We start from the raw sequence: 14,114 nt of genomic DNA on the forward strand, positions 1-14,114 counted from the left end.
TGCGCGGGACGGCGGCCGACCGGGGGTCAGCGGGCGGCGGGGTCCCGCCGCGGGGTGAGCAGCACCAGCACGAGCGCGACGGCGGCCAGTGCGGCGCCGGCGACCGCCAGGGCCGACGGCTCGGCGACGAGCAGCGCGCGGGCGCCCAGCACGCCGCCGCCGGCGATGCCCACGTTGAACATCGCGTTGGTCAGGCCGGGGGCTGCGTCCCCGGCGTCCGGGGCCGCGCGGCGGGCCGCGGCCTGCAGCAGCGTGGGCAGCGAACCGAACGCCACGCCCCACAGCACCACCGCCACCACCAGGACGACGGTCGAGCCGGGGGCGCTGATCACGCCGAGCGTGGCGGCGGTGAGCAGCACCGCCCCGATCAGCGCCGGGCGGGGGAGCCGGTCGGCCAGCGCCCCGGCCAGCGCCAGCCCGAGCGCGCCGGCGACGCCGTAGGCCAGCAGCACCAGGCTGACGTGGGTCTCCGCGACGCCGGCCGCGGTGGCGATCGGGCTGATGTAGGTGAACGCCGTGTAGTGCCCGAGCATCAGCACCGCGGTGGTGGCCGCGACCAGCACCACCGGCCGGCGGCGCAGCACCTGGCGCAGCGGGGCCGGTGCGGCGGCGGCCGGTGGTGGGGAGGCCGGCAGCAGGGCCGCGGCGAGCACGCCCAGCAGCAGCAGGACCGCGGCGATGCCGGCGAACGCCCAGCGCCAGCCGGCCGCCGTCCCGAGCGCGGTGCCGGCCGGGACCCCGGCGGCGAAGGCCAGCGTCGTCCCGCCGAACACCCACGCCGTCGCCCGGCCCGCGCGCTCGGGCGGCACCAGGCTCACCGCGGCGCCCACGGCGACGGAGAAGAAGCCGGCGTGGGCGAGCCCGGCCAGCAGGCGGGCGACCACGGCGACCGCGTAGGAGTCGGTGGCGGCGAAGAGGGCGTTGCCGACGGCGTAGGTGACCAGCAGGCCGGTGAGCGCCCACCGGCGCGGCCACCGCGCGAGCAGCGCCGTGAGCGGCAGGGACGCCACCGCGACGACCACCGCGTACGCCGAGACCAGCAGCCCGACCCGCGACTCGGTGGTCGACAGGTCGGCGGCGATCATGGACAGCAGCCCGACCGGCAGCGTCTCGGCCGTGACGGCGGCGAAGGTGGCCAGGGTGAGCGCGGCCAGCGCCGCACCGACGCGGAGTCCTCCCTGCGGGGGAGCGGGGGCCGTGGTGGTCACCCCGGCCATTAAACTCTCGATCAGAGCTTTTGGGGAGGTGGGCGCGTGGGCGCGTTGTCCGACCGTGCGGTGGCGATGCTGGCCGCCGTCCACGCCCACCCCGGGCTGAGCCGGGCCGAGGCCAGCCGGGTGCTGGGCATCGGCACCGGGGGAGCGGCCGAGGTGGTCGGCGCCTTGGTGGCCGAGCGCCTGCTCGCCGAGGGCGCACCGCTGCCCTCCACCTCGCGCGGCCGGCCGACGCGCCCGCTCACCGCCCACCCTGAGGGTCCGGTGGTGCTGGCCGCGGCGATCAGCCACGCGAGCTGGCGGGTCGACGCCGTCGAGCTGGGCGGGGCCTCGGTCGGCTCCCTCGAGGGCGCGCACGCCGGGGAGTCCGCCGCCGCCGTGCTGGCGCAGGTCGGGACGGCGGTGACGCAGCTGGGCGACCGCTTCGGCGACCGGGTGCGCGGGCTGGGGGTCTCCGCCCCCGGCGTCGTCACCGACGAGCGGTACCTCGACGCGACCATCCTGGGCTGGCGGCACGTCGACCTCGCCGAGGTCTCACCCGGCGCCGGCCCGTTCGTCGCCGGCAACGACGCGACCCTGGCCGCGGTCGCCGAGGTGCGCCGGGGCGCGGCGGTCGGTGCCCGCTCGGCGCTGCACCTGCTCGTCGACGCCGGCCTGGGCGGCGCACTGATCGACGGCGGCCACCTCGTCGGCGGCGCCCACGGGACGGCGGGGGAGTACGGCCACCTGCCGCTGGGCGACCCCGCGGTGCGCTGCGCCTGCGGTGCCCACGGCTGCTGGGGCCCGGCCGTGGACGGCGGTGCGCTGGCCCGGCTGGCCGGTGACCCCGAGCCCCGGGACCCCGGCGCCGCCGGCCGGGCGGTGATCGCCCGCGACGACGCCGCTGCCCGGGCCGCGGTCGCCACCGTCGCCACGCGCCTCGGCCGCGGCATCGCCGGGCTGGTCAACGCCCTGGACCCCGGCGTCGTCACGCTGGGCGGGCTGGCCGCCGACGTGCTGGCCGCCGCCCCCGACGAGCTGCACGCCGCCTGCACCGCCGGGCTGATGCGCGTCCGGCGGGCAGCGCCCCCGCCGGTGGTGCCCGCCGCGCTCGGCCCGCTCGGCCCGCTCGCCGGCGCCGCCGAGCAGGCGTGGGACCGCTGGTGGGCGGCGCTGCGCCGCTGACTCAGGCGGGGCTGGACCGGTGGACGGCGTCGCGCTGCCCGCCCGAGGACAGGAACCGGCCCACCGGCAGGGTCGCCGCGCCCAGCGCGACGGCGTCCGCGCCCAGGTCGGCGCGCAGCAGCTCGACGTCGGCGAACGGGGTGCGCAGCGCGTTCTGCGCCGCCGCCGCGGCGATCTCGGGCATCCGCAGCTCGGCCAGCTGCCGTCCGAGCCACCCGCCGAGCACGACCCGGGTGGGGCTGTAGACGTTGACCAGGTTGCCGATGCCGGCGCCCAGGTAGCGCACCACCTCGTCGAGCACCGTCGCCGCCGCCGGGTCGGTGCCGGCCCGGGCCAGCAGCGCGGTCACCCGCGCCTCGACGTCCGGCGGGCCGTCGGTGGAGCCGCGCAGCTGGTCGTAGCGGGCGGCCACCGCGCCGGCGCCGACGTAGGCCTCCAGGCAGCCGCGGGCACCGCACCGGCAGGGCTGGCCGTCGACGACGACCGCGGTGTGGCCCCACTCGCCGGGGCTGCTCATCGGCGTCCGGGCGCCCGAGCCGCGGGTGAAGATGCTGGTGCCCAGCCCGTGCCCGAGCAGCACGACCACCACGTCGGTGGCCCCGCGGGCGGCGCCGAACCAGTGCTCGGCTTGGCCCAGCAGCTTTGCGCCGTTGTCGACGGCCAGCGGCAGCGGGGTGTGCTCGCGCAGCAGCGCCTCCAGCGGGACGGCGTCCCAGCCCACGGTCTGCGCGTGCACCACCGCCAGCGGCGCGTGCTCGACCAGGCCGGGCACGCCGACGCCCACGCCCAGGACGTCGTCGGTGCCCGCCCCCGACTGCTCCAGCACCGCGCCGACCCCGGCGACGATCTGCCCGACCACCTCGGTGGGGGACAGCCGGGCCAGCTCGGTGGGCACCCGCTGCCGGCCGCGCACCTGCATGGCCAGGTCGAACAGCTCGACGAGCACCGAGGACTCGCCCACGTCGACGCCCACCACGGAGGCGTAGCCGGGGTCGATCTGCACGATCGAGGACGGGCGCCCGCCGCCGGAGGGCAGCGAGCCGGACTCCTGCACCAGCCCCTGGTCCATCAGGTCGCCGACGACGTTGCTGACCGTGCCCGGGCTGACGCCGGCGCCCGCGCCGATGCGCTGCCGGCTGCCGGGGCCGTTGAGGTAGAGGTCCCAGAGGGCGCGGGCGCGGTTCTCCCGGCGCAGGCCGTGCACCGTCGACCGGCCCCTGATGTCCACCCGTGCACCTCCACGCTGAGAACGGGGAGCCTACCGGCGGCCCGGGGCTCCCGGCGTCGTCGGCGGAAGGTCACGAATCGGTGACGGACACGCACCGGGTGATTGACGCCACACGTCCGATGCACTTAGTTCACGTCGTGAAGGAAGTGGGTCGGACGACGTTCACCGGAGAACGGCACCCCACTCCACCTGGAGGACCGTTGTGAGACTGAAGCGCATCACCAGCGCCGTCGCGGTGTCCCTCGTCGCCGCCTCCCTGGCCGGCTGCGGGAGCAACGACGACAGCTCGGGCTCGGGGTCGGGATCGGCCGAGGACGTCACGCTCACCTACTGGGCCAGCAACCAGGGCACCAGCCTCGCCAACGACGAGGAGGTGCTCAAGCCGCAGCTCGACGCCTTCACCGCCCAGACCGGGATCAAGGTCGACGTCGAGGTCGTGCCGTGGTCGGACCTGCTCAACCGGATCCTGGCCGCCACCGCCTCCGGCGAGGGCCCCGACGTGCTCAACATCGGCAACACCTGGTCGGCCTCCCTGCAGGCCACCGGCGCGCTCACCCCCTTCGACGACGCGACGATGGCCCAGATCGGCGGCGCCGACCGGTTCCTCGCCGGCAGCCTCGCCGCCACCGGTGCCGAGGGCCAGCCGCCCACCGCCGTCCCGCTGTACTCGCTGGCCTACGGGCTCTACTACAACAAGAAGATGTTCGCCGAGGCCGGCATCACCGAGCCCCCCTCCAGCTGGGAGGAGCTCGTCGAGGACGGCAAGAAGCTGACCACCCCGGACCACTGGGGCATGTCGATCGAGGGCGGCAGCGTGTCGGAGAACATCCACAACGTCTTCGTCTTCTCCGAGCAGCAGGGCGGCTCGTTCTTCGACGACGGTGGCAAGCCGACCTTCGACACCCCGGAGAACGTCGCCGGGATCAAGCAGTACCTGGACCTGGTCCAGGAGGACAAGATCACCAACCCCAGCAACGCCGAGTACGCCAACGGCACCGAGGCGCTGGCCGACTTCGCCTCCGGCAAGAGCGCCATGGTGATGTGGCAGGCCGCGGCCGGGTCGCTGGACCAGCTGGGCATGGACGCCGCCGACATCGGGGTGGCGCCGATCCCGGCCCCCACCGGCGCCGAGGACGTCGCCAGCATCGTCGCCGGCATCAACCTCGCGGTGTTCGACAGCACCGACCACAAGCAGCAGGCCCTGGACTTCGTGAAGTTCATGACCAGCACGCCGACGCAGATCTCGCTGAACAAGACCTACGGCTCGCTGCCGGCCGTGCAGGAGGCCTACACCGACCCGGCCTTCCAGACCGAGGCGGTCGAGACCTTCAAGGGCATCCTCGACGACAAGGCCGTGCCGATGCCCGCGGTGGCCGAGGAGAGCCAGTTCGAGACCCTCGTCGGCACCGCGGTGAAGAACATGCTGGCCCAGGCGGCCAGCGGCACCGTCGTCACCGAGCAGGCGATCAGCGAGCAGCTGGACGCCGCGCAGCAGCAGCTCGGCGGGTGATCACGGCCAACCCGGCGCCTGAGGCCGGGACGGAGGCCCGCACCGGCAGCACGCCGGTGCGGGCCCCCCGCCGCCGCAAGAAGCGGCAGCTGCTGCCCTACCTGCTGCTGCTGCCCGTCGTCGTCGCCGAGCTGCTGATCCACATCGTCCCGATGTTCATCGGGGTCGGGATGAGCTTCCTGGGCCTCACCCAGTTCTTCATCCGGAACTGGACGAAGGCCCCCGGGGCGGGGCTGGACAACTACCGGTTCGTCCTGCAGTTCGACGAGGCGTCGGGCAAGGCCCTGCTGCACTCGTTCTGGACGACGATCCAGTTCACCGTGATCGTGCTGGCGCTGTCCTGGGCGCTGGCGATGGCCGCGGCGGTGTGGACCCAGCACGCCTTCCGCGGCCGCGGCCTGGTGCGCACGATCTTCCTCATCCCGTACGCGCTGCCGGTGTTCGCCTCGGTGATCACCTGGTCGTTCATGCTCCAGCGCGACAACGGGATGGTGAACCACGTCCTGGTCGACCAGCTGCACCTCACCGACGAGCGGCCGTTCTGGCTGATCGGCGACCACAGCTTCTGGGCGCTGATCGTGGTCGAGGTCTGGCGGCTGTGGCCCTTCGCCTTCCTCGCCCTGACCGCCGGCATGTCCTCCATCCCGGCCGAGCAGTACGAGGCGGCGGCCATCGACGGCGCCGGGGTGCTGCGCTCGGTGCGCTTCGTGACGCTGCCGAACCTGCGCAGCGTCAACCAGGTGCTGCTGCTGGTGCTGTTCCTGTGGACCTTCAACGAGTTCACGGTGCCGTACACGTTCTTCGGGAAGTCGGCGCCGGAGCAGGCGGACCTGATCTCGATGCACATCTACCAGAACTCGTTCGTGACCTGGAACTTCGGCACCGGGTCGGCGATGAGCGTGCTGCTCCTGCTCTTCCTGCTCGCCGTCACCGCGGTGTACCTGCTGCTGACGCGGAAGAAGGACGTCGATGCGTGAGCCGCGGTGGTTCGTGTGGTCGCGGCGGATCGGGCTCTCGTTGCTGAGCCTGTTCGCGCTGCTGCCGGTGTGGGTAATGGTCACCACGTCGCTCAAGCCGCTGGGCGACGTCCAGGGGGAGTTCCGCTGGTTCCCCTCCACGGTCACCCTCGACGCCTTCGTCGAGATGTGGCGCACCATCCCGCTGGGCCGCTACTTCCTCAACAGCCTGGTCGTGTCGCTGACCGCCTCGGTGGCCTCGGTCGCCCTGGCGCTGCTGGCCGCCTACGCGGTGAGCAGGTACCGGTTCCGCGGCCGCCAGCTGTTCTCGGTGACGGTGCTGTCGACCCAGATGTTCCCCGGGATCCTGTTCCTGCTGCCGCTGTTCGTGATCTTCGTGAACCTCGGCCAGCAGCTGGGCATCGACCTCTACGGCAGCCGGCCGGGGCTGATCATCACCTACCTGACCTTCACGCTGCCGTTCTCCGTCTGGATGCTCGTGGGCTACCTGGACTCGGTGCCCCGCGAGCTGGACGAGGCGGCCGCCGTCGACGGCAACGGCCCGATGGGCGCGTTCTTCCGGGTGGTCATCCCGGCCGCGGTGCCCGGCATCGTCGCCGTCCTGATCTACGCGTTCATGACCGCCTGGGGCGAGGTGCTGTTCGCCTCGGTGCTGACCGACGAGTCGACCCGCACCCTCGCCGTGGGCCTGCAGGGCTACGCGACCCAGAACAACGTCTACTGGAACCAGATCATGGCCGCCTCGCTCACCGTGAGCGCACCGGTCGTCGTCGGGTTCCTCCTGCTGCAGCGCTACCTCGTCGCCGGTCTCACGGCCGGCTCGGTGAAGTGAGGAACCCCGTGAGCACACCCTCCCTGCCCGCCGACTTCCGGTGGGGGGTGGCGACCTCGGCGTTCCAGATCGAGGGCGCCGCCACCGCCGACGGCCGCGGGCCCTCCATCTGGGACGACTTCGGCCGGGTGCCGGAGGCGATCGAGCACGGCGACACCGGTGACGTCGCCTGCGACTCCTACCACCGCTGGGACGACGACCTCGCCCTCATGCGCGAGCTCGGCGTCAACAGCTACCGGTTCTCCACCGCCTGGCCGCGCATCCAGCCCACCGGCTCCGGCCCGGTCAACGCCGCCGGGCTGGACCACTACGACCGGATGGTCGACGACCTGCTCGCCGCCGGCATCGAGCCGTTCCCGACGCTCTACCACTGGGACCTGCCCTCGGCGCTGCAGCACCGCGGCGGCTGGGTGGCCCGCGAGACCGCCGAGCGGTTCGCCGACTACTCCGGCATCGTCGCCGCCCGGCTGGGCGACCGGGTCACCCGGTGGACGACGCTGAACGAGCCGCTGTGCACCGCCTGGATCGGCCACCTCGAGGGCCGGATGGCCCCCGGCGTGCGCGACCTGCGCAGCGCGGTGCACGCCGGCTACCACCAGGTGCTGGCCCACGCGCTGGGCTCCGCGGCGATCCGGGCGGTGGCCCCGGCCGCCCAGGTCGGGATCGTGCTCAACCTCAGCCCGATCGAGCCGGCCACCGACAGCGAGGCCGACGCGGCTGCCGCGCTGCGGGCCGACGGGCACGTCAACCGCTGGTGGCTGGACCCGGTGCACGGTCGCGGCTTCCCCGCGGACATGGTCGACCTCTACGGCGTCGACCTCCCCGAGCTGCCCGGCGACCCGTCGCTGATGGCCGAGCCGCTGGACTTCCTGGGGGTGAACTACTACTTCCGGCAGCGCATCACCGCCGACCCGGAGATCGCCACCCTGGGGTTCCGGCAGGTGCCCGTGCCCGGCGCGGTCACCACCGCGCTGGACTGGGAGGTGCACCCGCAGGGCCTGGCCGACCTGCTGCTGCGCGTGGCCAAGGAGTACGACACCCCCGCGCTGCTGGTCACCGAGAACGGCTCGGCCTGGCACGACACCCCCGGCCCGGACGGCGTCGTCGACGACCCCGAGCGCACCGCGTTCCTGGTCGACCACCTCGCCGCGGTGGAGTCCGCGGCCGCCCAGGGGGCCCCGGTGCAGGGCTACTACGCCTGGTCGCTGATGGACAACTTCGAGTGGGCCTACGGCTACTGGCCGCGGTTCGGGCTGGCCCGGGTCGACTACGAGACGCAGGAGCGCACGCTCAAGCGCAGCGGCCGCACCTACGCCCGGATCGTCGCCGAGCACACCGGGCGGGGCTGACCTCCTCCCGCCCTCGTGCGTCCCCGCCCGTCGTCGTCCCCCCGGACGGCGGCGGGCGGTGGCGTCACTGGACGGTGTCGCGGTTCTGCACGTGCTCGCTCAGCTGGGGTGCCGCACCGGCCGGGCAGGGCCCGGCAGCCGCGGTGCTGGTGCGCGCCCAGCACAGCCGGCAGAGGTGGACGGGGTCGGGCGGGAGCAGCGGGTGCCCGCCCAGCGGTCGCACCTCGACCCACCCCACGGCGGCCGCGGCGTCGGTCACCTCCGCGCACTGGTCGCAGCGGAACTGCACGCTCATCGGTACGGCCCTCCCACGAGGGACGTCGTCGGCCCTCGGGCTCCAGGGTGCCCCGCTGAGGGCGGTGACGCAGCCTCAGGCCAGCGGCAGCAGCTCGGCCAGCTCGGCCTCGAACCACCCGGCGCCCAGGTCGTCGACCTCGTGGATCTCCAGCTCGGCCAGCAGGGCGTGCGCGGTGTCGATGTCCATGTCCCGACCCTGCGGGCCGGACCTGCAGCCCAGCGCCAGCCGACCGCAAGACCTCCGCAAGACCGGTTGCCGGTGTGAGGGCGCCGGGCGGCGCCTCACCCTTTACGGTTCCCCCCAGGGGACGGCGGTGCAGCACTCGCCGCCGTTGCCGATGACTCCTGGACACGGGACGCGCCAGCCGGCCGCCCGGACATCCAGCACAGGGGGTGCACGTGGCGCGAGGAACGGTCCGGCCGCAGCTGCCCCGCGACGTCGCGACCGGCGAGGTCGCCGAGCGGGCGCACGCGGACCTGGTGGCCGGCGTCCTGGACGCCCTGCCCTCACCCACCGTGCTCATCGACGCCGACGGCACGATGCTGCTGGTCAACTCCGCCTGGCGGGCCTCCGGCGACCTGCTGGCCGACGACCGGCTGCGGGTCGGCGTCGGCGACAACTACTTCGACGTCATGCTCAGCCTGGCCGACGACGACGCCAACCGCAGCCGTGTCTCCGAGCTGCGCGCACTGGCCGCCGGCGAGCGCTCCCTGGTCGCCGTCGACTACAGCCTGCGCACCGTCGCGGGACTGCGCTGGTTCCACCTGCAGGCCTCCCGCGCCGACGAGTCCGGCCGGGTGGTGGTGACCCACACCGACGTCACCTCCCGGGTCGCGGCCGAGCAGGCCTCGGACCGGCGCGCCCGGCACGACCACCTCACCGACCTGCCCAACCGCGCCCACCTGCACGAGCTCATCGACGCCGAGCTGCACCGGCCCGGCCGCGGCCCGGTGAGCGTGCTGTTCCTCGACGCCGACGGCTTCAAGGACGTCAACGACACCCTCGGCCACGAGGTCGGCGACCAGTTGCTGCGCGAGCTCGCCGCCCGGCTCAGCGGCAGCACCCGCACCCTGGACACCGTCGGGCGCCTCGGCGGCGACGAGTTCGTCGTGCTGTGCCGCGACTGCGACGTCGAGGGCGCGGTCGCCCTGGCCGAGCGGTTCCAGCGCACCTTCGACGAGCCCTTCGACCTCGGGGAGCGCTCCACCCGGCTCACCGTGAGCATCGGCGTGGCCGGCGCGCCCGCCGTCGCCGAGGGGCTGCGCTCCACCGACCTGGTCCGCGACGCCGACCTGGCGATGTACGCGGCGAAGGCGGCCGGCCGCAACCGGGTCCGGGTGTTCAGCCCCGACCTGCGCTCGGCGGTCGAGCAGCGCGTGCTGGTGGCTGCCGAGCTCCGCGAGGCCATCGAGTCCGACCAGCTGGTGCTGCACTACCAGCCGGTGCTCCACCTGCCCACCGGCGAGGTGACCGGCGTCGAGGCGCTCGTGCGCTGGCAGCACCCCACCCGCGGGCTGCTCGCGCCGTGCGACTTCATCCCGCTGGCCGAGCAGTACGGCATCGTCGTCCCGTTGACCCGGTGGGTGCTGGCCGACGCCGCCCGGCAGAACGTCGAGTGGGAGCGGGCCGGGATGCCGCTGATCACCGGCGTCAACATCAGCGCCGCCCACTTCGCCACCGGCACCCTGGTCGCCGACGTCCTCGACGCCCTCACCGAGGCCGGCCTGGCGCCGGAGCGGCTGCTGCTCGAGCTGACCGAGACCAGCGTCGCGGAGGACCCGCTGCGGGCCGCCGCCCAGTTCGCCCAGCTGCGCATCGCCGGCGTCGAGGTGTCGATCGACGACTTCGGCAGCGGCTTCTCCTCCCTCAGCCAGCTGGTCTCCATCCCGGCCGGGGTGCTCAAGATGGACCGCAGCCTCATCGCCGCCACCTCCTCCCGGCGCAGCGAGTCCGCCGCGGCCATCGCCGCCGTCGTCGGCCTGGCCTCGGCCTGCGGCATGCGCAGCCTGGCCGAGGGCGTCGAGACCGCCGACCAGCTCGCCCTGGTCACCGAGCTCGGCTGCGCCTACGCGCAGGGGTACTTCATCGCCCGCCCCATGCCGGCCGCCGACGTCCCCGGCTGGCTGGCCGGCCACCGCCCCGACGCCGTCCTGAGCACCCAGCCGGCCTGACCGTCCGGTTTGCCCTCGGGCGTCGACCGGACGAGGGTCCTCCGTCGTGCGCACGAGCCGATCGACCCCGACCCGCGTCGCCGTCCGGCTGGCCGCCGCCGGCAGCTGCGTCCTGCTGCTGACCGCCGGTTGCGGGGGAGGCGGGGACGACGCCACGCTGGCAGCCGCCCCGGCCCCGACGTCGGCCGCCCCGACGAGCGCCGAGCCGACCCCCACGCCGACCCCCACGCCGACGCCGACCCCGACGCCGACCCGGGCCGAGCTGCCCGGGGGAGGCACGCAGGTGTTCCCCGACCACCGGCTGGTCGGCTTCTCCGGGGCCCCGGGCTCCGCCGCACTGGGGCCGATGACCGGTGACCTGGGCGCGGCCACGGACCGGCTGCGCGAGCAGGCCGAGCCCTACGGCGACGGCCGCAGCGTGCTGCCGGTGTTCGAGCTCATCGCCACCACCGCGCACCCCAAGCCCGGGCCCAACGGCACCTATGCCACCGCCGCCGACGACGAGACCGTCCAGGCCTACCTCGACGCCGCCCGCGCCGCCGGCGGCGTCCTGCTGCTGGGCATCCAGCCCGGCACCGGCGACTTCCTGCCCGCCGTCCAGCACTACGAGCGGTGGCTGGTCGAGCCCGACGTCGGGGTGGCGCTGGACCCGGAGTGGGCCGTCGACCCCGGGGAGGTGCCGGGCGACGTCTTCGGCGCCACCACCGGTGCCGAGCTCGACGGGGTCTCGGCCTACCTCGACGGGCTGGTCACCGAGCACCGGCTGCCGCAGAAGGTGATGCTGTATCACCAGCTGCACGCCGACATCGTCTCCGGCGTCGAGGCCCTGGTCGACCGGCCCGGGGTCGCGGTGGTCAAGAGCGTCGACGGCATCGGCGCCGCCGCGGACAAGGTCGGCACGTACGAGCGGGTGATGGCCGGGACGCCGTCGTTCGTGCACGCCGGGTTCAAGCTCTTCTACGAGGAGGACACCCGCTCGGGACCGCTGATGACCCCCGAGGAGGTCCTCGCCCTGGACCCCCAGCCGGAGTACGTGCTGTACGAGTGAGTCAGCCGGGCTCGCCGCGCAGCTTGCGGCGGGCCACGACGACCAGGTCCACCAGCGCGACCGCCGCCAGCACGAACAGCACCACCGCGTAGGCCGGCGAGACGTCGGAGGCCAGCGCCAGCACGCCCAGCACCGTGCACAGCACCAGGCCGAACGCGGCCAGCACCAGCCGCAGGGTCAGTGCGCTGCGGGCCGAGGCGGCGCCGCCCTCGGGCAGGGTGCGGGCCGAGTCGGGGATGCCGCGCGGGAAGTCCTCGCGCTCGTACTCGGTGAGGTCGTCGGGCGTCGAGCGGTCGTCCGGGGGTGGCGTGCTCATGTCGCGACGTCGTACCCGCTGGCGGGGCGCACTACCCTGAGCTGCTGTGGCTGCTGACTTCTCCGTCGTCCTGGACGCACTCGACACGACCCTGAAGTCGATCGAGGCCGTGATGCGGGTCGACGACCTGCGCCGCGAGGTGCGCGACCTCGAGGAGAAGTCCGCTGCGCCGGACCTCTGGGACAACGTCGAGGCCGCCCAGGCGCTCACCTCACGGCTGTCCTACCTGCAGGGCGACCTGCGCCGGGTCGAGGAGCTGCGCAGCCGCATCGACGACGTCGGGCTGATGCACGAGATGGCCGCCGACGAGGGCGACGAGGCCACCCTCGCCGAGACCGAGCGCGAGCTGACCAGCATCCGCACCGTGCTCGACGAGCTCGAGGTGCGCACGCTGCTGTCGGGGGAGTACGACGCCCGCGAGGCGCTGGTGACCATCCGCTCGGAGGCCGGGGGCATCGACGCCGCCGACTTCGCCGAGATGCTCATGCGGATGTACCTGCGCTGGGCCGAGCGGCACAAGTACCCGACCGAGGTCTACGACGTGTCCTACGCCGAGGAGGCCGGGATCAAGTCGGCCACCTTCGCGGTCAAGCAGCCCTACGCCTACGGCACGCTCTCCGTCGAGCAGGGCACCCACCGGCTGGTGCGCATCTCGCCCTTCGACAACCAGGGACGCCGGCAGACCTCCTTCGCCGGGGTCGAGGTGCTGCCCGTGGTCGAGACCACCGACCACGTGGAGATCCCGGAGAACGAGATCCGGGTCGACGTCTTCCGCTCCTCGGGCCCCGGTGGGCAGAGCGTGAACACCACCGACTCCGCCGTCCGGATGACCCACATCCCCACCGGCATCGTCGTGTCCTGCCAGAACGAGAAGTCCCAGATCCAGAACCGCGCCGCCGCGCTGAAGGTGCTGCAGGCGCGCCTGCTCGTCGTCCGGCAGAAGGAGGAGCGCGCCGAGATGGACGCGCTCAAGGGCGAGGGCAGCAGCTGGGGCAACCAGATGCGCTCCTACGTGCTGCACCCGTACCAGATGGTGAAGGACCTGCGCACCGAGATGGAGAGCGGCAACCCCGGCGACGTGCTGGACGGCGGCCTGGACTCCTTCATCGAGGCCGGCATCCGCTGGCGGCGTCAGCAGGAGCACGAGGCCGAGGACAACTGATGAAGGGCCTCGGTGCCCCCCACGACTCGCGAGCTCGCCGCGGGGCCCTGCACCGAGGCCGTTGAGAACAGATCCAGGGCGCGCCGGGCGAACCGGTCAGGATGAGGTGCCGGACAGGTACCGTCGTCCCTCGTGATCGAATTGCAACACGTCACCAAGATCTACCCGACCAGCCCCCGGCCGGCCCTGGATGACGTCTCGATGCAGATCGACAAGGGGGAGTTCGTCTTCCTCATCGGCTCCTCGGGCTCGGGCAAGTCGACCTTCCTCCGGATGCTGCTCAAGGAGGAGAACCCCACCAAGGGCGTCATCAAGGTCAACGACAAGAACCTGAACACGATGAGCAAGTGGCAGGTGCCGAAGCTGCGCCGCACCATGGGCTGCGTCTTCCAGGACTTCCGCCTGCTGCGCAACAAGACGGTGGCCGAGAACGTCGCGTTCGCCCTCGAGGTGATCAACAAGCCCTCGCGCACGATCAAGCGCGTCGTCCCCGAGGTGCTGGAGATGGTCGGCCTCGACGGCAAGGAGAGCCGGCTGCCCGGCGAGCTGTCCGGTGGTGAGCAGCAGCGGGTCGCGATCGCCCGCGCGTTCGTCAACCGCCCGCTCGTGCTGCTGGCCGACGAGCCCACCGGCAACCTCGACCCCGAGACCAGCCAGGACATCATGTTGCTGCTGGAGCGGATCAACCGCACCGGCACCACCGTGGTCATGGCCACGCACGACTACCACATCGTCGACTCGATGCGGCGGCGCGTGATCGAGCTCAACGACGGCGTCCTCAGCCGCGACCAGAGCCGCGGCGTCTACGGGCTCGGTCGCTGAGATGTCCCGCCTGCCGAACCACA

Annotated in this window: 13 protein-coding genes; 9 read left to right on the forward strand and 4 right to left on the reverse strand. The window is 73.5% G+C overall.

Annotation, left to right across the window (positions count from 1 at the left end; all coding sequences use genetic code 11):
- Positions 1 to 26: 26 nt before the first annotated feature.
- On the reverse strand, positions 27 to 1,208 hold the full coding sequence (locus tag KUM42_RS15515) for an MFS transporter (RefSeq protein ID WP_237493425.1): 1,182 nt from the start codon (positions 1,206 to 1,208) through the stop codon (positions 27 to 29).
- A gap of 45 nt (positions 1,209 to 1,253) precedes the next feature.
- On the opposite strand from KUM42_RS15515, the gene KUM42_RS15520 reads away from it, so the two are divergent.
- The gene (locus KUM42_RS15520) at positions 1,254 to 2,378 is read left to right on the forward strand and encodes an ROK family protein (RefSeq protein ID WP_237493426.1); all 1,125 of its coding nucleotides are present in this window, start codon (positions 1,254 to 1,256) and stop codon (positions 2,376 to 2,378) included.
- A gap of 1 nt (position 2,379) precedes the next feature.
- Here KUM42_RS15520 and KUM42_RS15525 read toward each other — a convergent pair whose 3' ends face one another.
- The gene (locus KUM42_RS15525; protein WP_237493427.1) at positions 2,380 to 3,606 is read right to left on the reverse strand and encodes an ROK family protein; all 1,227 of its coding nucleotides are present in this window, start codon (positions 3,604 to 3,606) and stop codon (positions 2,380 to 2,382) included.
- Positions 3,607 to 3,808: 202 nt separating this feature from the next.
- Here KUM42_RS15525 and KUM42_RS15530 point away from each other — a divergent pair, with 202 nt between their 5' ends.
- Genes KUM42_RS15530 through KUM42_RS15545 form a run of 4 tightly spaced genes read left to right on the forward strand, consistent with a single transcriptional unit; the run spans position 3,809 to position 8,274 of the window.
- Complete coding sequence (locus tag KUM42_RS15530; RefSeq protein WP_237493428.1) at positions 3,809 to 5,116, forward strand: extracellular solute-binding protein; 1,308 nt, start codon at positions 3,809 to 3,811, stop codon at positions 5,114 to 5,116.
- On the forward strand, positions 5,113 to 6,093 hold the full coding sequence (locus KUM42_RS15535) for a carbohydrate ABC transporter permease (RefSeq protein WP_237493429.1): 981 nt from the start codon (positions 5,113 to 5,115) through the stop codon (positions 6,091 to 6,093). Before KUM42_RS15530 ends, KUM42_RS15535 begins: the two co-directional genes overlap by 4 nt.
- Positions 6,086 to 6,925: a carbohydrate ABC transporter permease gene (locus tag KUM42_RS15540; protein ID WP_237493430.1), complete on the forward strand. Its 840-nt coding sequence runs from the start codon at positions 6,086 to 6,088 to the stop codon at positions 6,923 to 6,925. The genes KUM42_RS15535 and KUM42_RS15540 overlap by 8 nt, the downstream gene beginning before the upstream one ends.
- A gap of 8 nt (positions 6,926 to 6,933) precedes the next feature.
- Positions 6,934 to 8,274 carry a GH1 family beta-glucosidase gene (locus KUM42_RS15545; RefSeq protein ID WP_237493431.1) on the forward strand — a complete coding sequence of 447 codons (1,341 nt, stop codon included), beginning with the start codon at positions 6,934 to 6,936 and terminating at the stop codon, positions 8,272 to 8,274.
- 64 nt (positions 8,275 to 8,338) lie between these two features.
- Here KUM42_RS15545 and KUM42_RS15550 read toward each other — a convergent pair whose 3' ends face one another.
- Positions 8,339 to 8,569 (reverse strand): hypothetical protein, encoded by a 231-nt coding sequence (locus KUM42_RS15550; RefSeq protein ID WP_237493432.1) that lies wholly within the window; start codon positions 8,567 to 8,569, stop codon positions 8,339 to 8,341.
- Positions 8,570 to 8,970: 401 nt separating this feature from the next.
- Here KUM42_RS15550 and KUM42_RS15555 point away from each other — a divergent pair, with 401 nt between their 5' ends.
- Positions 8,971 to 10,743 (forward strand): bifunctional diguanylate cyclase/phosphodiesterase, encoded by a 1,773-nt coding sequence (locus KUM42_RS15555; RefSeq protein WP_237493433.1) that lies wholly within the window; start codon positions 8,971 to 8,973, stop codon positions 10,741 to 10,743.
- Between the two features lie 46 nt (positions 10,744 to 10,789).
- Positions 10,790 to 11,791 carry a hypothetical protein gene (locus KUM42_RS15560; protein WP_237493434.1) on the forward strand — a complete coding sequence of 334 codons (1,002 nt, stop codon included), beginning with the start codon at positions 10,790 to 10,792 and terminating at the stop codon, positions 11,789 to 11,791.
- A gap of 1 nt (position 11,792) precedes the next feature.
- Here the strand turns inward: KUM42_RS15560 and KUM42_RS15565 are convergent, their stop codons facing one another.
- Positions 11,793 to 12,107: a DUF6343 family protein gene (locus KUM42_RS15565; protein ID WP_237493435.1), complete on the reverse strand. Its 315-nt coding sequence runs from the start codon at positions 12,105 to 12,107 to the stop codon at positions 11,793 to 11,795.
- Positions 12,108 to 12,153: 46 nt separating this feature from the next.
- Between KUM42_RS15565 and prfB the strand changes: the two genes are divergently transcribed.
- Together prfB and ftsE are read left to right on the forward strand one after the other, a co-directional pair.
- Positions 12,154 to 13,269 carry a peptide chain release factor 2 gene (gene prfB, locus KUM42_RS15570; RefSeq protein WP_237493436.1) on the forward strand — a complete coding sequence of 372 codons (1,116 nt, stop codon included), beginning with the start codon at positions 12,154 to 12,156 and terminating at the stop codon, positions 13,267 to 13,269.
- Between the two features lie 132 nt (positions 13,270 to 13,401).
- Positions 13,402 to 14,091, forward strand: a complete 690-nt coding sequence (gene ftsE, locus KUM42_RS15575; RefSeq protein WP_237493437.1) for a cell division ATP-binding protein FtsE — start codon at positions 13,402 to 13,404, stop codon at positions 14,089 to 14,091.
- Positions 14,092 to 14,114 lie beyond the last annotated feature (23 nt).

The sequence above is a fragment of the Modestobacter sp. L9-4 genome, from assembly GCF_019112525.1.
GTDB lineage: Bacteria > Actinomycetota > Actinomycetes > Mycobacteriales > Geodermatophilaceae > Modestobacter.

Coding starts and splice junctions, on each gene's coding strand:
- KUM42_RS15550 (WP_237493432.1), bottom strand. CDS start 8,569: ATGAGCGTGCAGTTCCGCTGCGACCAGTGCGCGGAGGTGACCGACGCC.
- KUM42_RS15565 (WP_237493435.1), bottom strand. CDS start 12,107: ATGAGCACGCCACCCCCGGACGACCGCTCGACGCCCGACGACCTCACC.
- KUM42_RS15540 (WP_237493430.1), top strand. CDS start 6,086: ATGCGTGAGCCGCGGTGGTTCGTGTGGTCGCGGCGGATCGGGCTCTCG.